The following is an 18,534-nucleotide window of genomic DNA, read 5'->3' as shown; positions in this document are numbered from 1 at the left end:
TGTAATAAAGTTTTGTATATTATATAAAAATTTGGTAAATTGGATTTATCATGTTATAATTATATTGTTATTAAAATTTTAGTTAACTAATTATCTAGAAAAAAAATTCATGCTATAGTCTATAAATTATTTTTTAAATAATTTTTTCATACAATCATCCTTTTTTTATATTAATTAGACTTAATATTTTTTATATTAGGTCTAATTTTTTTGATTAATTCTTCCATACAATCATCATTTACTAATTGTAATTAAGCTTAGCAAATCTAAATTTAATATAGTAAGTTATAAGTCTTTTATATAGCATACTTTACTAATTACTCTACATTAAAATGAAAATCATTAATTATTACATCTTTAATATTTAATCTCTTTGATAATTTTTTTATCAAATTAACTCTTTTAAAAACCAAAGATAAAAAAATATTAAATATTATTTATTAATGTTAAGCTCAATTGATTATTTGCTTGATAAATTTTATAATTTTATATTTCAATAACAATTTTATAACTGCTTAATATTCAGGATGCTCAATTATCTTACTTTCTTCGTAATCATCACGATAATCTATATCTATTTGTCTACAAATACATGTACAATAAGGTCTACATTTTTCTAAACTAATAAAACTAACTTTTTTTATTAATTTTTTCACAAAATCATCCTTTCTTAAAATAGACTTAGTCAATACATTCATTGAAGAAATAAATATATTCATACTATTCACTTTTATACTTTTATTCAATTTTTCCGTTCATATTACAATTTTTATGATGATTTAAATGACTCAATCAATCAACCCATTATAATAAACATCATAATAATCAAATCTTACTCCACATTTACAATCATATACAGGTGGATCACTATAAAACTCCACTTTTCTAATTTTTTTCATTAATTTTTTCATACAATCTTCCTTTCTCATTTATATTGATTAAACTTAATAAAGTCATGATAATTCAATTTTGGGATAGATTTAAAATTAATTTGCTTATTTAACTATTTCTAAATAATCTTTACTCTTCTAAGCAAACCTTTATGTTTGCCTATTTGTACTACTTTTTTGTCCTAAAGGCCTATAATATTATCTAAGTCTTTTAATATATATTGCCTATTAGTTATAAATATTATTGTTTCTAATAAAAATATATTTTTAACTATCCCAAGTAGTATGAATTTAAGCTGAAACATCTCTTATGTTTGAGCTATAAATTCTATTTCATAATCTTTTTAATTCAGAATTAAGCTAACATACATAATATAAGCCCTGCTTACTAATTAATAATTATTATGGTAATCTAGTTGCCATCAAAGTATTTAAAGCTCTGTCTTCATTTGGTGAACAATAACATTTGCAAGCTGTAAACAATTCTGTTGAAGATTCATTCTGTATTTTTTTTAGTAATTTTTTCACAACATCACTCCTTTCATTTAGATACTTGTCCTACTTGAGGACTATATAGCTTTAATAAACATTTATGAAAATATTTTTTCTTGAATCGTTCTAGCTTACAAATCCTAATTTATCCAAAGGTTAATCTTTTTGAACGTTTATTATTCCTTGGTATTTAGGAATCATATAGGGATTAGAATATATATATTCTTTTATATGTTAGATTATTACATATTCATTTTTGTTCCAGTTTTTTTATTTAAAATTAAAACAAAAAAAATTAAAGATTAACTAACATAACTTTTCTTTAATTAAAAGCATATATATATTTAATATTAATCATTCTATTATTTTAGTAGAAAACTATGCAGCTTCTACAATTACATATGTCTGAGACATTGACATACACTTTTTTAAACTTACTGGATTATTGGGATGACAATTGGACTACTAATTTTTTGAAAAGTATTTTGCTTTAATAACAGTTTAAAATATAAGCAATCTATTCATAAACAAAATTTAATTTTCTATGAATAATCTGGGTTAAAAAAAAAGATGTTTTAAAACAGCAACTTTTGCCATTTTAAAACATCTCTAAAATTTATATATTATTTTATATTTTCATCAATATATTTCTTAACATCCTCAGCTGTTGGTAACATAACAACTTTTTGTGCATGTTCTTTCATTTCTTCTTTAGAAATATTTTTTATTATATGTCTAGCCTTAAGTATGGATATTGGACTCATACTAAACTCATCTAATCCAAATCCTAAAAGTATTGGAATTAATTTAGGATCTCCAGCAACTTCTCCACACATTCCAACCCAAATTCCTTCTTTATGACCATTTTCAATAGTCATCTTAATTAATCTTAATAAAGCTGGATGGAATTGATTGTATAAGTGAGATATTTTTTGATTCATTCTATCAACCGCAGTTGTATATTGGATTAAATCATTAGTACCTATACTGAAGAAATCAACCTCTTTCGCAAACATATCTGATAGTATTGCTGTAGCTGGAATTTCTATCATCATACCAATTTGTACTGAATCACTGTACTTGATACCTTCTTTTCTCAATTCATCCTTTACTTCTTCTACTATTGCTTTTGCTTTTCTAAGCTCTTCAATACTAGATATCATAGGAAACATTATTCTTAAATTTCCATGAACACTAGCTCTAAAAAGTGCTCTAAGTTGTGTTTTAAAAATACCTACTTTATCTAAGCAAAGTCTAATAGCTCTATATCCTAGGAAAGGATTCATTTCTTCAGGCATTTCCATATAAGAAAGCTTTTTATCTCCACCTATATCTAGTGTTCTAATTACTACTGGCTTACCATTTAAACCTTCTAATACTGCCTTGTAAGCTTCGAATTGTTCATCTTCAGTTGGTAACTTCTCTCTATCCATATATAAAAATTCTGTTCTATATAATCCTATACCTTCTGCATCATTCCTAATTACACCTTCTAAATCATTTGGTGTTCCTATATTACCAGCAAGTTCAACTCTAACTCCATCTTTTGATACACTTGGTTTTCCAACAAGCTCTCTTAGCATTTTTTGGAATTTGTCATATTCTTCTTTAGTTGCTTTCGCTTCATCTACAATATCTTGTGAAGGATTTACATGTACTTCACCTTTGTCTCCATCAAATACTATACTATCTCCATTTTTAACTTGAGATAATATTCCATCCAATCCAACAACAGCTGGTATTTCTAATGTTCTAGCCATTATTGCAGAGTGAGAAGTTCTTCCACCTATTTCTGTAACAAAACCGATTACTTTGTTTTTATCCATCGAAGCAGTGTCAGAAGGTGTTAAATCTCTAGCAACTATAATAACTTCTTCTTCAAGATTGGTGAAATCTGTGATTTCAATTCCTAAAAGAATTTTCATTATTCTACCAGTAATATCTTTTATGTCTGCAGCTCTTTCTCTCATATATTCATTATCCATATTTGCAAACATATCAATGAAGAAATCAGATACTTGCTTTAATGCCCAATCTACATTTACATTATCAGATGATACTTTATCTTCTACTTGACTAAAGAATTCTGGATCATCAATTATCATCATATGAGCTTCGAAAATGTTTGCTTCTTCTTCACCCATATTTTTTAATGCTAATTGATGAAGCTTTTTAACTTGTTGTTTAGCAATTTCTCTAGCTTCAGTAAGCTTTTTTATTTCATCTTGTGGATTATCTATAGCCTTTTTTACTATTTCAACTTTTTGTTCATTTTTAATTAAAACTCTACCAATAGCAATCCCTGGTGATGCTCCAATCCCTTTCATTAAATAGCCTCCTATTCACCAAAGTTGTCGTCAACTAATTTCTTTAATGCTTCAACAGCTTCCTTTTCATTTTTTCCATCAGCTACTATAGTGATAACATCACCTTTCATTGCACCCATGCTTAAAATACCCATTATACTTTTTGCATTATATTCTTTTCCTTCTTTAATCACTTTAACGTCTGCTTCATATTTTGAAGCTTCTTTTGTAAACATACTCGCTGGTCTAGCATGTAATCCTGTTTCATTTTTTAATACAGCGTCTAATTTAAACATTGTTTAAACCCCCTAATTATAATTAATTTTAGTCAGTTGCAAAACTTAACAACTATTGTTAAATACTATCCCTGATTATTCATAGAACTTTGAATAGTATGCTGTATAATTTTGAATTAGAAAATTCCAGTGAATTCGAAGGCATACCGAGTTGGTATGTCGAGAATTTAATGGACATCTTCTAATCAGAAGGATGCAGTAGAATATTTGATTTTCTATGAATAATCTGGGATTATATATTTTTATGTTTTAAAAAGAATTTCTCTAACTAAATGAGAATATTAAATATTCCCTGATACATCAAACTTAAAAAGGAGAAATCCCATAAAAACTAATTCCAAACAAATTTAATGACAATTCTTTTACTTAATCTTCCTAAAATAAAGTTTAAGCATTATCCTCTATTATTTCTTTAATTATTTTATTTGACTTTCTTATAGTGTCGTATATTGAAACATATTTTATGGGCAATTCTTTGAATCTATCAGTATTCTTTATTGGCATATCCTTTGTTAGTATTACTACATCACCTTTTTTTATATCAGTATCAGTTATCTCATTTTCTACACCCATAAAACCTTGTGTCTCTACTTTTATATCAAAACCAAATTCTCTTGCTGCTCTTTCTAATCCTTCTGCTGCCATATAAGTACTAGCCATACCCAAAGGGCACGCTGTAACAGCTAATATATTCATAGTCTCACTCCATTAACTAAACCCATGTTATATGAACAATCAGGGTTAAAATATTTTATTATCAAGTAAAACTTCATATATTTCTTCAGAAGTTCTTTTATCTCTAATTAAATTCAAAATTTCTTCATTATCTAACATAGAATAAAAATTCTTAAAAAAATATCTTATTTCGTTTTTATTTTCGAATTTTAAAGCTAATAAAAATACAATATCTACTTTCCCATTAGACCATTCTATAGGTTCTTCTAAAGTAGCAACTAATATAGTAGGTTTACTGACAAAATCATGAGAACCATGAGGTATAGCAACACCCTTACCAACTGCTGTTGAAGTTATTCTTTCTCTTTCTAAAGCTATATTTAAAAATCCATTTTCTACATATCCTTTATTTATTAGAATCCCACATAAGTCGTTTATCAATTGAATTTTATTTGTAGCTTTTACTTTTGGTAGTATTAATTCTTTTTGAAATAAATCATTTTTTTTGTCTGATAAATTACCTTTTATAAAACGTCTTGTATTTTCAATATTTTTTAAATATTTTTTAACTGCTTCTAAATCATCCTTGTTAATTATTGGATTTATCTGTATAACTGGCTTTGATAAATATTCAAAAGGTAATGTTGAAATAATTAAATCAAAGTCATTAGTTTTTATATTTTTTATATCATGAACAGAAGTAATATCTACTATCTCTAATCCTCTTATTTCTCTTTCAAGTCTAACTGCAACAAGTTGAGCAGTACCTATACCACTGCTACATACAATAACAGCTCTAGTCTTTTCATTTAATCTCTCTAATGCAGCACCTATGTGAATAGCTATATATCCAATTTCTTCTTCTGTTACTTTTATACCAAAATATTTTTCAAACAGTACACTCGATGCCCATGCTGCACCAAATATACTTGGATAATTCTTTTTTATATCTTTTAGCAGCGGATTTCTTATGCTTAAACCATATTTCATTCTGTTTATTGCAGCTCTCAAATGTAATACTAATCCTATAAAGAGTTTATTATCCTTACTGAAATCTACTGATAAAATATTTTCAATTAACAATATTATTTCTTTTGCTATCTCAATTATGTCTGTATCTATATTAATGAGTAATTCTTCTGAGCTATTATTTTTAATATTTTGTTGTATCTTTGAACATAAAATATGCAATGCTAAATTTCCAATCTCAGCCTCTGGAAAATCTATATCAAATCTAGCCTTTATTTGAGAAGATATTTTTTTTGCAACTCTATATTCATTTTTTTTCTTTAGTTCATTTAGCTGCCCTTCAAGCATTTGTACAACTTTATTCTTTTTAAGTCTTTCTAATGCTATAGCAACATGTATTACTAAACATGAATATGATTCATCTGTAAGTTTGAAATCCATATTTTGCTCTACATGAGTTAATATAAGCTCAATTTTATTTAAATCAATGTTTTTAAATAAATCTTCCAGTTGTATTTGCGCCTGTTTATGAATCCTTCTAAATTCATTAGGTTTAAAGTCGTAAAAATCTGACTCTCGTTTTTCTTCTTTTCTAAGTATTGTAAGTAAATCAGCAACTGCTTTTCTTAAGTCTTGTTCTTTTCCTACAACTTCAACACCATAATTTTTCTTTCTCTTTATTTTTAGAGAATATTTTGAAAGCCAATTTTCAACTTCTTCAAAATCATTGTATATAGTTATTCTGCTTACATATAACTCATTGCCTAAATTTTGCATAGTTACACTATCGTCCGAAAGTAATAACCGTTTAATTATATAACGTTTTCGTAACTTTGATGAATATGGCTGTATATACTCATTATTATCAGATATTACTGCTTGTAAAAACTTTTTCCCTTTTAAAGTAGTCTGTATCCAAATACCTATTCTTGGCTTTTTTATTATTTTTATTTCATCATTATTTTTAATAGAATCTTCGATTTTTTGCAAATCATTTCTTATAGTTCTATTGGATACTTTCAATTTATCAGCTATATCATTTATAGTAATAGGCTTTTGATTTTCCATCAAAATTTTAAGTATTTCGCCACATCTTTCATTAGAAAGTTTTTTCATCCTAACACCTCATAATCATTTTTATAATAAAATGGTATGACTATTATTATATTAATGTGGTAAATTGTATACTTTTATTCTACTACTTATATCTTACCATAATGATGCTGATTTGTAGGTAATACTTCATTACATATTATTGTGGCAATTGTTTATATATTTTTGCCACATATGCATAGAGAACTAAAATCAAATGATTTTAGTCCTCTGCTAAACTTTTGCAGCATATTATTTAACGTTATATGACAATTTACACTAAATGATTATCTGCTTATAGTTTCTTTATAAATCTTTATAACTGTTTCCTTATCTAATAGCCTTTTATTTAATCCAGTACAACCATGAATCAATGCATCCTCAGTCATAGCTTCTAGTTTTTCTTTAATCTTATCAGTATCCTCTAATTTTTCATTTACATTAATTTCTTTAAATAGATTTCTAATTCTTTCAATAAACCAATCTGCAACTTCATCTTGTTTTATTTCAATGTTTGGTTTTATATATTTAGCAATTTCCATTAATTCATCTTTTAATACATCTCTGTTAAAATCAATCATTGGAATTTGAAGTAATCCAACTGTAAGTCCATGTGGTAAATCACAATGTCCCGAAAGTGGACAACCTAATCCATGAGGTATCGTAGCACCACAATGACTCATAGCAATTCCTGCTATTAATGAGGCATAGGCCATTTTTTTTCTTGACTCTAAATCACCTTTTTGCACAGCAATCGGAAGATATTCAAATACTAACTTTATTGCTTCTTTTGCAAACATATCTGTCATTACATTATCTATTTTAGAAGTGTATGCTTCAAGTGCATGTCCTAAAACATCTAATCCTGTATATGCTGTTATCTTAGGAGGTAGTCCTAGCATCAATACTGGGTCTATAATTGCTACTGCTGGATAAATATCCTCTGACGTTATAGAATCTTTTATCCTTGTTTTTTCATCAGTAATTACTGAGTACATAGATGCCTCTGAACCTGTTCCTGCTGTTGTAGGTACTGCTATAATAGGTAGTGGTTTTACATCTATATTTCTTTTTTCATTTCCTCTACCATCTAAATAATCATAAATACTACCTTCATTTACAGCCAGTACTGCTATCCCTTTTGCAGTATCCATACTACTACCACCACCAAAAGCGACTATTAAATCATAGCCACCATGAGAAGCAGCATCTCCACCTTTGTCAATAATACCAACTTCAGGATTAGGTTTTACTTCATCATATATATCGTAGGATATCCCTGTAGCTTCAAGCTCTGTTTTTATAGGATCAACCAATCCAATTTTTACTAAATTTTCATCCGTTACTATCAATACTTTTTTAGCATTTCTTCCTTTACAATGCACTGTTAAGTTTTTAATGCTATTTTCTCCAAAATCTATTTTTGTTTTTAAATAAAATTGAAAATCTTTCAATTATTTCACCTTCCTATTTTACTGCATCTTTTAATTCTTTTATGGATGGATATACAAAGTCTGCTCTTATGTCTGATTTATCATAATCTTCATTAGTAGTCTCACCTGATAGTACTAAAACAGAAGTGATTCCTGCATTAGCTCCCGTTTTAATATCTGTATATAATCTATCTCCAACCATTGCTATTTCTTCTTTTTTGAAGCCGCACTTACTAGCTACTGCATCTATAATCGTCTTATTTGGCTTTCCTATTACATAAGGCTCTTTTCCTGTTGAAGCCTTTATAAAAGCTATCATTGCACCTGCATCTGGCATGAATTTTCCTTCTTCTAGCGGACAATTATAATCAGGATGTGTTGCTAAATAAGTCTTACCGTTTCTTATATAATCACACGCAATCCATAGTTTTTCATAAGTCAAAGTCGTATCAAAGCCTAATACTACATAATCTATATCTTCATCTCTTCCATCTACTAATGTAAATCCATTCCTACAAAATTCTTCTTCTAAAGAAGGTGTGCCTAACAAAAATACTTTTGCACCCGGTTTATTATTCTTTAGATAAATAGTTGTAGCTTCACCAGATGTGAAAATTTTGTTTTCATCTACTTCAATTCCTAGTCTTTTTAGTTTTTCTACGTAAACTGTGCTATTTTTAGAAGAGTTATTAGTTAAAAACACAAATGATTTGTCTTGTTCTTCTAATAAACTCAAGAAATCTAATGCTCCATCTATCAATTGATCTCCCAGATATATCGTTCCATCCATATCTAAGAGAAAACATTTTATATCTTTTATGTCTTTCATTTCACACCACCTATTTATTTTAGTTTAATAAGCTTCACTTCATTTTTAATAATCTCTAGTTCAATACAAACTCTATTTCCTTCTATTTTAAATTCAACTGGTTTATCTTCAGTTACATCAAATAATTCTTTATATGTTTTTGTAGCTTCTAAATCTATTCTTACTTTCTTTTTATCGTTATTAAAGAACCCTGAATGTTTTTGATTTACATAGTTAGTTATGATAATCCAATCTTCATTTTCACCTTCTAGATAATGTGCATCAACCTCTTTATCTTTTCTATTGCTGTAATCTAGCTTTAACTGTGGTTTAATATTTAAACTATCTATCAAATCCCAAAGAAGATATGAATTATCTTCTAAATATGCAACTTCTGGATGTGTAGCAATATATATTGCCCTACCTTTTCCATGATTATTTAAAGTAACTGCTGGTGTATCATTGTTAAACCGTGCAAGTACATTTACATCATCCTTTTTTAATTCTAAGCTCTCTTTATGCCAATGTCCTGTGTAGCTTTTATGGTTATAAGTTATATTTGGGTTTGTATTAGAAACTACTTCTGTCACTTCTACACCAAAAGTATTCATCAAATCAAAACAAGGCATTTTGTGATTGTACCATCCATATTTACCTAGCATACCTAGTCTAGCTGCACCTATTAAAGTTCCTCCAGCTTCAACATATTTGTTTAAGCTTTGAGCCATTTCCTGTGTTACCATTGCTAAAAACGGCATATAGATTATGCTGTATTCACTTATATAATCACCATTCTCAAGTATGTCCGGAGTTATAAAGTCAATATCATATCCTTTTTCCCAGAATACTCTATATGCTCCTCGCATAGCCTTAATTAAGAATGCTTCCTGTCCCATACCATTTAGCACGATAGCATTTTCTTTAGATATAAGAAGTGCTACTTTACCTTTTGGTTTAGAAGCGTTATATAGTGATTCTCCATTTTCTTTTAAAATAGCTCCTATTTCCTCAGCTGATTTTGTTCTATTTGTTGGCTGTCCATCTAAGTCAACAATAGCTCCCCAATGAAGAGGTTGAAAATCCCACTCTCTCCATCCTTGATAAAGTGTCAGCTTAGAATTATGACCTACCGCTTCAAATATATTTCTCTTTAAATCTTGTCCATTGACATTTCTATGTGGTCCTAATACCCAGCCATTGATAGGTCCACTCTCTGTTTCAAGCAGCCAATATTTTTTATTTAGAGGCTTCACTGTACTCTCAGCCATATCTAAGAACATAGATGAAAATTCAGGCTTAGATTCTAGCTTATTACCACTGCCTGGATATAAATCATACCCTACTTGATCTACAACCTTTGCAACCTCAAATTGATCTACACCTGTTAATACTCCCAATGGATCTTGGCTTTTTAAGAAGAATGTGTTTGTTGAAGTTACATGCTCAGCATCAAGAGTTTTTATCAGTTTATTTTGCCATGATATGAACTCTACAAAGTTATCCATCCAGTATAAACGCCAATCTAACCATCTTGTAACACTTGACCAACTTGTAGGCTTAGTCATTGGTGGCTCAATTTGTGACCAATCAGTGTAATGTGTGTTAGTTGCTCCCCATCTATATGCATAATTCACATCATCTAAAGTCTTATATTTATTCTTTAACCATTTTTTAAATTTTGCTTTACAGTGATCACAATAGCAGTATATATCTATGTCTCCTTCTCTAAGAGGCATAAAAGGAAATCCGAATTCATTGTGTATTTGATACGCACCAAGTGCCTCGTGATCTTTGTAACGGTTAACAAGTGTCTTAATATATCTTTCTGACTCATTTAAATAACCTACGTGATTAATACATGCCCAAGTATATGAAACATTGTTTGGATATTGCTGTCCGTGATTGTTTAATATATTTACATCAGGATACTTTTCATGTATCCAATAAGGTGGTGCTGCTGTACCTGTTCCGAGAAGTATTTTCATGCCGTGCTTTTGACATAAATCAAAGAAATCATCAAGAAATTCAAACCTAAATTTGCCCTTTTCAGGTTCTATTTGATCCCATGTATTAAATAACTCAGCAGTTCTGATAAGCTGTATTCCTGCTGCTTTCATTCTTAATATATCCTGCTCCCAGTCTTTTCTCTCTTGCATTAGTGGATAATATCCTGCGGAATAAATGATTCGTTTATCTAACATATGCTTCTCCTTTCAACTACTTCAATATTTGTATATCCATCCACTTACATAACTCCAATAAGTCTTTTTCCAAATCCTTATAAGCTAGAACGTAATGGTGCTCTACTCCGTTATTCATTATAATATCTACTACTTCATCTATTGGTTTATCAAATTTTACATCTAATTGATTTGCAACTAAATCACGATCTTCATCTACAGCCATGCCTTTCGCCATAAATAATTCATATTTGTTCTTACCTTCTTTTATCTTCATCATTGTTACATAATCTTTCTTTAATTCAAATTCCACTGCCATTCCTATACCGTTTTTAATAGTTGGATGCTCACGATATTCAGTTTTATCTGGATTATTAGCAAGACAAAGCGGTGCGGGTCCACAATGCCACATTTTTGCAATTCCTTTTTCATTTATGTTAACAAAATCTGCAAAGAAACAAGGCTGTTTGCTTAGTAAATACTGAATATACATTGTAACAAGTCCGCTCACATCACCTTCACAAGATGTTGTAATACCTTTGTTATTAAGTCTTGATACTACACCGCATACTCCCAAGCCGTAGAGTTCTTGGAATTCTGGCCAACATTTTATTGTAAAAGCATCTATATTATTTGATTCTTTGAAATCCTCTATAGCTAAATATACTCTTGCACTCTTTTCTAACATTTCATCAGTTGTTGTTACCTTAGCCACTTCATTTTTCATAGTATCTACTTCTCGTTTAACCCTATCAGTATCTATATTTTGAGCATCTCTTAAAAGTGATGCTATACTGTAATATAGTAGCTCAGGTCCAATTTGATGTCTAAATCTCAATTCATCAACATTTGATAAATAAAAGCCCGGTACTCTGCTGCCAATTATACAGAACTTTGAGGCTTTTAATTTTACTTTAACATCTATTACTCTAATCATTTTTTCTACTTTTTCATATACTGCTTTTTCATCTATAGCTCCATAGACATATGAAAACTTCTTATCTACCTTTTTCAAAAAACTTGCATACATATTAAGTCCGCATAGAGAATTTAGTGGCAATCCTCTAAATCCATCTATCATAGGTTCTCTAAAACCCCATATTAAAAGCGGCATATCTTTTAACCACTCTGTAATCTTCATCATCATACTTCCATGAGAATATGTTCCGCATTGTACAATAAGCATTTCTATTCCCTGTACTCTCATGTTTTCTAAAATTCCATCTAACCCTTTATCCTCAATTAAAACCTTGTCATGGTAAACTAATTCATAGTCCATCCTCTCAAGATGTTTAACCGATTTTTCTAAATATTCTTGGGCTATATCATATCTAAAATTAGGAAAACCTAATGAAATCAATCCTACTTTCATACTTACCTCCTCTATCAAACATATTTAACTGTGATAAAATTACCAATATAGTTGCTAGGGAACCTTCTCATGTTTCTTTGAAAGCGTAACTTCAAGAGTTCGTTTCTTCATCGCTCTTACATAAATCATAAGAAACGGGCTCTTGTCGGAACCGTCAAAGATTATGAGATGGTTCCCCTCACCAAAAACTTATGAGCTAAAACATAAAAAGTTATCCACATTTTTTATGTTTTAGTTTTGCAACTACCTAAAACTTATGAGTTAAATAATATACATTTCCAAACTATTTAAAATAATAGTTTTGCAATAACCTAAAAACTCATCAGTTAAAAACACATACCTTCATCTTCTCATCTATTTTCTTCATCATCATCTGCCTAGCATCTTCTTGAGCCTTCATCATATATATTGATGGATTTTCCTCATGAGCTTTGATAAAGCCTAGTACAAACTCTCTATCTATTTCAGTGAAAAAATTAATTTTCTTGATACCTTTTTTTATTGCTATTTTTAATGCTTCATCTGTTATACCTGTTCCTCCGTGTAAAACTAACGGTATCTTTGTCTCTTCATATATTTTATCTAGTCTATCAAAATCTAGCTTAGGTTCTTTCTTATAAAATCCATGAGCATTTCCAATAGCTACAGCTAAACAGTCAACTCCTGTTCTGTTAACAAACTCTTTTGCCAAATTAGGATCTGTCAAAACGTCATCATTATTATCTGATGCTTCTCCTTCTGTACCGCCGACCTTACCAAGCTCAGCTTCTACTGTTACCCCTTTATCCTTAGCATATAAAACTACTCTTCTGGAGTTTTCTATGTTTGTCTCATAACTTTGTGCTGAGCCATCATACATAACAGATGTAAATCCGGCATCTATAGCATCACAGCATTGCTTTACCTCTGTTGCATGATCTAAATGTATTGCAATATCTATATCAAAGTTTTTACATAAAAGCTTAACCATTTCTACAAATTCATAGTAATTTATTTTTTGCATTTCAAACTGTATTGGTGAAATTTGCATTATAATCCCTGTTTTATATTTTTCAGTACTTTCACAAACTGCCTTTATAGTTTCCATGTTACTTACGTTTATCGCAGGTATAGCTATACCATTTTTTTCTGCTCTCTCAAGTAATACTTTCATAGTTACTATATTCATTTTTTAATCTCCTTAATTTAAAGATTATTCTATAATCTATTACAGTAGGGGTGTTGTTACACCCCTCTTAAAATTTATATATTAAATCCTATTGCATCTGTTTCTTTAGCCCAAAGTTCCTTCATTTCCTCATCTAATTGACAAAATGAAAGTGCAATTCCTCCCATTTCTTGAGTAGTTATAAAATTTCCTATAGCTGGTCTAAAGCTCTTGATACCTTTCTCAGCTAATATACCTTCAACTTCTTTGTAAAATATCAACAACTCCATATAAGTTGTTTGACCACAGCCATTTACTAAAACAGCTACTTCATCACCTTCTACAAAAGGCTTATCAGCTATCAATTGCTCGCACATTTTCTTTGCTATTGCTTTTGCCGTATCTATTTTCATAGTACTTGCAGCAGCTTCTCCATGAACTCCCATACCTATTTCAATCATGTCGTCCTCTATTTCAAACATTGGAAAACCTGTAACAGGAGAAGTTCCTGGAAGTGTAGCTAGTGAAAGAGTTCTAGTTCTATCTCTAACCTTTTCAGCCATTTTAACTACTTCATCTAAATCATGTCCTTGTTCTGCATATGTTCCTGTGATTTTGTAATTAAATAGCGTTCCAGCTGTTCCTCTTCTTTCTTCTTGCTTCTCTTTTGGAGCTGATGCAATATCATCATACAAAATAACACCTTTGCAGTTGAAATCATCATCTTGTGCCATATCTATTGCCATTTTTGAATTTATAACATCTCCTGCATGATTAGATATTAAAACACAAACCCCTTTTCCAGTGTCTGCTGCCTCTATAGCTGCATAAGTAGTATCAGGTCCTGGAGCTGCAAATATACCACCATACCCATTTGCATCCAACATGTTTTCTCCAACAAATCCAATACATGCAGGTTCATGTCCTGAACCGTTACCTATTACAACTCCAACTTTATCCTTTTTTCTATTTTTCCTTACAATAACATTTTCGTGTTCTAATTTTTCTATCTTGTGACTATATGCTTTTACAAATCCATCTATCATATCTTCTACTATATAATCTGCATCATTAATAATTTTCTTCATTTAAAGTCACTCCTTATTTATAAAGTTTCAAAATAACAGGCCATTTCACATATTAAATAATAAACTGATGTAGCTCCTGCATCTTGATGACCTCTTGATTTTTCTTGTAAGAATTTCGATCTACCTCTTTTAGAAATTAAATCTTTAGTAGCCTCTACTCCATTTTTAGCAGCTTCACATGCTTTTTGAAAAGCTGATGTTAATGATTCTTTATCCTCAAATGCTTTTTCTAGGGCTTTTACAGCAGGATCAAGTGATTCTAACATTGTTTTATCTCCTAGCTTTGCTCCACCTAAATCCATAATCTTTAATTCTGCATTTCTTAGACCTTTTGCCATAAGCTCTAAAGTATCAAGTTCGTTATCTTTAGCTACTTTTGATATTTCTAAAAATATACTTCCAAACAACGGACCCATTGCTCCTCCTATTGTAGAAACTAATGCTCTACCATAGCATTTAAAATAATCTCTACAAGTACCTTCTTCTAATGCACTTATTCTTTCTTTAGCAGCTCTTGCTCCTCTTGCCATAGAAATACCATGATCTCCATCACCTATTACTGCATCTAAACGTGCTAACTCATCTCTTTTCTCTATAAATAAATCTGCAATTTTTAGTAATAATTCTTTTGATTGATTTCCTGTCAACATTTTATTCACCTTCTCAAATTTATATTTAAATGTTTGCCTAATATCTATTTCCTTATAAGGGTTGTTATTTAAACAACCCCTTCATAAATTTAATACCTTCCTCAGCAGCAACCATTGTATTTTCAGCTTTATTACTCCAAATGTATAAGTCTTTTCCTACTTCGCAATCAGCTAATACAAAGTTTTCAATTGTAATCCAGCGATTGTAGTTTATACTTTCTAGTCCTTCTTTCACTTCATTCCAGTTTATCTGCCCTGTTCCCGGAATACCTCTGTCATTTTCACATATATGCACATGATACAAATCGTTATCTGCTGTTAAAATAGCGTCTTTCATATTTATTTCTTCTATATTTGCATGAAATGTATCAAAATGAAGTTTTATATTAGGATGATTTATCTTTCTTAAATAGCTTTTACCTTCACTCATATTATTTAAAAAATAACTTTCATATCTGTTTATTGCTTCTAAAGCTAAAACAACACCTTTCTTTTTTGCATACTCACCTATTATTAATAGATTTTCTAAACTTCTTTTGATGTTGTCACCCGCATTCTTTCTCATTGTTATTTCACCCCAAGGAGCGTACAATACACCCCCAAGACAATCACTTTCAAGTTCACTGCATATGTTTATACACTTTTTCAAATGTAATATCCCTGCATTCATAATATCTTTGTCTTTAGAACCGATATTTCTATCCTTGTTAAGTCCTGTTCCACAAGTACATAATAAATCATTTTCTTTTAATGCTTTCTTGATTTTACTTGTATCAATACTGTCAGGATCCATTAACGGATACTCTATCCCATCAAATCCCATTTCTTTTACAGGTTTTATATACTGAATTAAATCTTCGTCCCATCTTTTTGTAAATGCTGATAGATGTATACCGAATTTCATAAAAACACCTTCTCTTTTATTTTAAAATTTAATCAAAATCTTACTTATTGATTAACAATCATCATAAACTTACCTATAAACTAGCACACATTTTTTAATGTGTGCTAGATGACTTTTTGTTTTAATTGAATGCTATAATTATTTCATTAAAATATCTTACCAAATACTGATCCAATCATTGCCCATAGTGAGAAGTCATTTCCACCAAATGCTTGAACGAATCCTGCTCCCGTTCCTTTTAATACTGCCATAGATCCTGCAGCAAGTACTACTATTAATACTCCACCAACAATACTTGAAATAATAACTCCTCTACGTCCACCTGTAGCATTTGCAAATATTGCTCCTGGTGCTATATCAAAGAAGCACGCAACCGTTAATGGAATAACTGCATAAGTTAACATACCTGTAGAAGCTAATATAATTATTGCTAAGGTACTTGTTACCATACTGATTAAGAATCCTAATAATAATGAATTTGGTGCAAATGGAAATACCATTGGGCAATCAAGTGCTGGTATTGCATTTGGTATGATTTTATCTGATATACCTTTAAATGCTGGTACGATTTCACCTAGCATTAAACGAACACCTGCTAATAATACTGTCATACCTGCTCCAAATGTTAATCCTGCCATTAAACTAAATGAAAATAAATCGTACTGCATACCACCTATAGTAGCTATACTTCCTATTGAACCTCCAAATGCAGCAACTCTTGCTTCAGATCCAATAACTAATCCTACCACTATATAAGTAGCAAACATAAATAATGAAGTTGCTATAGTTGTATTTCTAAAGAATTCAAGTTGAGTAGGTATTTTTAAATCTTCAGCAGATTTTTCTTTGTTTCCAAAGATTTTACCTATATATGCACCAATTACACAAAATAGTGAACAAGAGTGACCTATAGTAAAGTCATCGCTACCTGTAACTTGCTTAACAAAAGGTCTTAGCATAGCTGGCACAAATATTATATATATTGATAAAAACGCTGTCGCAAATGCTACTAATTTTGCTCCTGTTAAACCTACTTCTACACCAACACAAACAAATATATATGACATCCAGAAGAAAATATGTCCAGTTAAGAATATGTTTTTAATAGGTGATATTCTAGCTACAAGCAAATTAATTGCAAAAGCTAAAACTATAACTAGTCCAATAGTAGAACCATAATCACCTAATATATTTAACCATGCAGCAGGGTCAAATTGATTTGCTTCAGGGATATTATATAAACCTGAAAACGCTCCTGCTAATGGACTTATAGAAGCTGCTATTATATTAACACCTTTAAATAAAACAATAACACCAATAATTGTTTTGAATGTTCCATTAATTATGTCACTAAAGCTTTTTCTCTGTACTAATAAACCAATAAGTGCTACTAATCCCAAAAATATCGGCGGTTGTTTAAATATATTACTTGTCAAATAATTAATAAAATCCACATTTACCCCTCCTAATATAATTGCTTATAATTAAACTTATATTTATAAATATAATAACTATTTTTATTTAGTTTTACATTTTGGAAATTGTATTAATAATGTTCTTTATTTTATAATGTCCTTTATAATTGGCATTCCTTTAGCTTCAATTTCATTCTTGTCCATAAAATTTTCTATTTCTATCAAAGGTGCTTTTACTTTGCCTTTTAATTGTGTATATAACTCTTTTGAAGTAAATATAATATCTGTACTTATAGATGCTGCTGTTGTAACATCTGTATTTTCAACTGTAGCTTGTATACCATTTTTTTTAAGAACAGAATCAATATTCATCTTTAACAAAAGGCTTGTTCCTACTCCAAATCCACAAACAGCTAAAACCTTAATTTTACTCATAATCGTCCTCCTTTCTTCTAATATTTTGTATCTTTTTTTACTAGTCTTTGCCTTTTAGAATACCCATATTTATAATTAAGTAATTTTAAACTATCAATTCATTAATTACAGGTAATCCTTTAGTCTCTATTTCATTTTTATCCATAAAATTATCAATTTGTACTAATGGAACTTTTACGTTATTTTTTAATTGATTATATAGTTCTTTTGATGTAAATATAATATCTGTATTTATAGATGCTGCTGTTGTAACATCAACATTTTCAACTGCCCCTTGTATATTATTCTTCTTAAGCACAGCTTCGATGTTCATTTTTAGTAACAAGCTAGTTCCTACTCCAAATCCACAAACAGCCAAAACTTTGATTTTTTTCATTCTAAT

At 29.7% G+C, this 18,534-nt stretch carries 18 protein-coding genes; all 18 read right to left on the bottom strand.

Features of this window, described 5'->3' with window-relative positions; all coding sequences use genetic code 11:
• Window positions 1–515: 515 nt before the first annotated feature.
• The 18 genes from AYC61_RS10255 to AYC61_RS10180 all read right to left on the bottom strand — a co-directional run bounded on the left by AYC61_RS10255 (window position 516) and on the right by AYC61_RS10180 (window position 18,528).
• On the bottom strand, window positions 516–719 hold the full coding sequence (locus AYC61_RS10255) for a hypothetical protein (RefSeq protein ID WP_066501242.1): 204 nt from the start codon (window positions 717–719) through the stop codon (window positions 516–518).
• Between the two features lie 69 nt (window positions 720–788).
• Window positions 789–911 (bottom strand): hypothetical protein, encoded by a 123-nt coding sequence (locus AYC61_RS22020; protein WP_275935232.1) that lies wholly within the window; start codon window positions 909–911, stop codon window positions 789–791.
• A 381-nt stretch (window positions 912–1,292) separates the two neighbouring features.
• Window positions 1,293–1,418, bottom strand: coding sequence for a hypothetical protein (locus AYC61_RS22015; RefSeq protein WP_275935231.1), 126 nt, complete (start codon window positions 1,416–1,418; stop codon window positions 1,293–1,295).
• A gap of 587 nt (window positions 1,419–2,005) precedes the next feature.
• On the bottom strand, window positions 2,006–3,709 hold the full coding sequence (gene ptsP / locus AYC61_RS10250) for a phosphoenolpyruvate--protein phosphotransferase (RefSeq protein ID WP_066501235.1): 1,704 nt from the start codon (window positions 3,707–3,709) through the stop codon (window positions 2,006–2,008).
• 11 nt (window positions 3,710–3,720) lie between these two features.
• The gene (locus tag AYC61_RS10245; RefSeq protein ID WP_066501227.1) at window positions 3,721–3,984 is read right to left on the bottom strand and encodes an HPr family phosphocarrier protein; all 264 of its coding nucleotides are present in this window, start codon (window positions 3,982–3,984) and stop codon (window positions 3,721–3,723) included.
• Window positions 3,985–4,371: 387 nt separating this feature from the next.
• Window positions 4,372–4,680: a PTS fructose transporter subunit IIB gene (locus AYC61_RS10240; RefSeq protein WP_066501217.1), complete on the bottom strand. Its 309-nt coding sequence runs from the start codon at window positions 4,678–4,680 to the stop codon at window positions 4,372–4,374.
• 45 nt (window positions 4,681–4,725) lie between these two features.
• Window positions 4,726–6,744 carry a BglG family transcription antiterminator gene (locus tag AYC61_RS10235; RefSeq protein ID WP_066501207.1) on the bottom strand — a complete coding sequence of 673 codons (2,019 nt, stop codon included), beginning with the start codon at window positions 6,742–6,744 and terminating at the stop codon, window positions 4,726–4,728.
• A gap of 263 nt (window positions 6,745–7,007) precedes the next feature.
• The gene (locus AYC61_RS10230) at window positions 7,008–8,174 is read right to left on the bottom strand and encodes an iron-containing alcohol dehydrogenase family protein (protein WP_066501199.1); all 1,167 of its coding nucleotides are present in this window, start codon (window positions 8,172–8,174) and stop codon (window positions 7,008–7,010) included.
• Between the two features lie 13 nt (window positions 8,175–8,187).
• On the bottom strand, window positions 8,188–8,982 hold the full coding sequence (locus tag AYC61_RS10225; protein WP_066501192.1) for an HAD-IIA family hydrolase: 795 nt from the start codon (window positions 8,980–8,982) through the stop codon (window positions 8,188–8,190).
• Between the two features lie 14 nt (window positions 8,983–8,996).
• A complete protein-coding gene (locus tag AYC61_RS10220; RefSeq protein ID WP_066501186.1) occupies window positions 8,997–11,162 on the bottom strand; it encodes a beta-galactosidase in 2,166 nt (721 codons plus the stop codon).
• A 16-nt stretch (window positions 11,163–11,178) separates the two neighbouring features.
• Window positions 11,179–12,513, bottom strand: a complete 1,335-nt coding sequence (locus AYC61_RS10215; protein WP_066501179.1) for an L-fucose/L-arabinose isomerase family protein — start codon at window positions 12,511–12,513, stop codon at window positions 11,179–11,181.
• Between the two features lie 322 nt (window positions 12,514–12,835).
• Complete coding sequence (locus tag AYC61_RS10210) at window positions 12,836–13,681, bottom strand: class II fructose-bisphosphate aldolase (RefSeq protein WP_066501177.1); 846 nt, start codon at window positions 13,679–13,681, stop codon at window positions 12,836–12,838.
• A 74-nt stretch (window positions 13,682–13,755) separates the two neighbouring features.
• Window positions 13,756–14,748 carry a dihydroxyacetone kinase subunit DhaK gene (locus AYC61_RS10205; protein WP_066501175.1) on the bottom strand — a complete coding sequence of 331 codons (993 nt, stop codon included), beginning with the start codon at window positions 14,746–14,748 and terminating at the stop codon, window positions 13,756–13,758.
• 17 nt (window positions 14,749–14,765) lie between these two features.
• Window positions 14,766–15,398, bottom strand: a complete 633-nt coding sequence (gene dhaL / locus AYC61_RS10200; RefSeq protein ID WP_066501173.1) for a dihydroxyacetone kinase subunit DhaL — start codon at window positions 15,396–15,398, stop codon at window positions 14,766–14,768.
• Window positions 15,399–15,462: 64 nt separating this feature from the next.
• Complete coding sequence (locus tag AYC61_RS10195; protein ID WP_066501171.1) at window positions 15,463–16,302, bottom strand: sugar phosphate isomerase/epimerase family protein; 840 nt, start codon at window positions 16,300–16,302, stop codon at window positions 15,463–15,465.
• Window positions 16,303–16,448: 146 nt separating this feature from the next.
• Window positions 16,449–17,756, bottom strand: coding sequence for a PTS ascorbate transporter subunit IIC (locus AYC61_RS10190; RefSeq protein WP_066501169.1), 1,308 nt, complete (start codon window positions 17,754–17,756; stop codon window positions 16,449–16,451).
• Window positions 17,757–17,861: 105 nt separating this feature from the next.
• Complete coding sequence (locus AYC61_RS10185) at window positions 17,862–18,152, bottom strand: PTS sugar transporter subunit IIB (RefSeq protein WP_242866777.1); 291 nt, start codon at window positions 18,150–18,152, stop codon at window positions 17,862–17,864.
• A gap of 85 nt (window positions 18,153–18,237) precedes the next feature.
• Entirely contained in the window at window positions 18,238–18,528 is a 291-nt protein-coding gene (locus AYC61_RS10180; RefSeq protein ID WP_202906827.1) for a PTS sugar transporter subunit IIB, read from the bottom strand.
• Between the last annotated feature and the right edge of the window lie 6 nt (window positions 18,529–18,534).

Origin of the sequence: Abyssisolibacter fermentans, from assembly GCF_001559865.1 — a bacterium.
Classification (GTDB): Bacteria; Bacillota; Clostridia; order Tissierellales; family MCWD3; genus Abyssisolibacter; species Abyssisolibacter fermentans.
This window is presented reverse-complemented; position numbering and strand designations above follow the sequence as displayed.

Coding starts and splice junctions, on each gene's coding strand:
- AYC61_RS10205 (WP_066501175.1), bottom strand. CDS start 14,748: ATGAAGAAAATTATTAATGATGCAGATTATATAGTAGAAGATATGATA.
- AYC61_RS10255 (WP_066501242.1), bottom strand. CDS start 719: ATGAATATATTTATTTCTTCAATGAATGTATTGACTAAGTCTATTTTA.
- AYC61_RS10210 (WP_066501177.1), bottom strand. CDS start 13,681: ATGAATATAGTAACTATGAAAGTATTACTTGAGAGAGCAGAAAAAAAT.
- AYC61_RS10195 (WP_066501171.1), bottom strand. CDS start 16,302: ATGAAATTCGGTATACATCTATCAGCATTTACAAAAAGATGGGACGAA.
- AYC61_RS10225 (WP_066501192.1), bottom strand. CDS start 8,982: ATGAAAGACATAAAAGATATAAAATGTTTTCTCTTAGATATGGATGGA.
- ptsP (WP_066501235.1), bottom strand. CDS start 3,709: ATGAAAGGGATTGGAGCATCACCAGGGATTGCTATTGGTAGAGTTTTA.
- AYC61_RS10180 (WP_202906827.1), bottom strand. CDS start 18,528: ATGAAAAAAATCAAAGTTTTGGCTGTTTGTGGATTTGGAGTAGGAACT.
- AYC61_RS10215 (WP_066501179.1), bottom strand. CDS start 12,513: ATGAAAGTAGGATTGATTTCATTAGGTTTTCCTAATTTTAGATATGAT.
- AYC61_RS10240 (WP_066501217.1), bottom strand. CDS start 4,680: ATGAATATATTAGCTGTTACAGCGTGCCCTTTGGGTATGGCTAGTACT.
- AYC61_RS10245 (WP_066501227.1), bottom strand. CDS start 3,984: ATGTTTAAATTAGACGCTGTATTAAAAAATGAAACAGGATTACATGCT.
- AYC61_RS22020 (WP_275935232.1), bottom strand. CDS start 911: ATGAAAAAATTAATGAAAAAAATTAGAAAAGTGGAGTTTTATAGTGAT.
- AYC61_RS10235 (WP_066501207.1), bottom strand. CDS start 6,744: ATGAAAAAACTTTCTAATGAAAGATGTGGCGAAATACTTAAAATTTTG.
- AYC61_RS10220 (WP_066501186.1), bottom strand. CDS start 11,162: ATGTTAGATAAACGAATCATTTATTCCGCAGGATATTATCCACTAATG.
- dhaL (WP_066501173.1), bottom strand. CDS start 15,398: ATGTTGACAGGAAATCAATCAAAAGAATTATTACTAAAAATTGCAGAT.
- AYC61_RS10185 (WP_242866777.1), bottom strand. CDS start 18,152: ATGAGTAAAATTAAGGTTTTAGCTGTTTGTGGATTTGGAGTAGGAACA.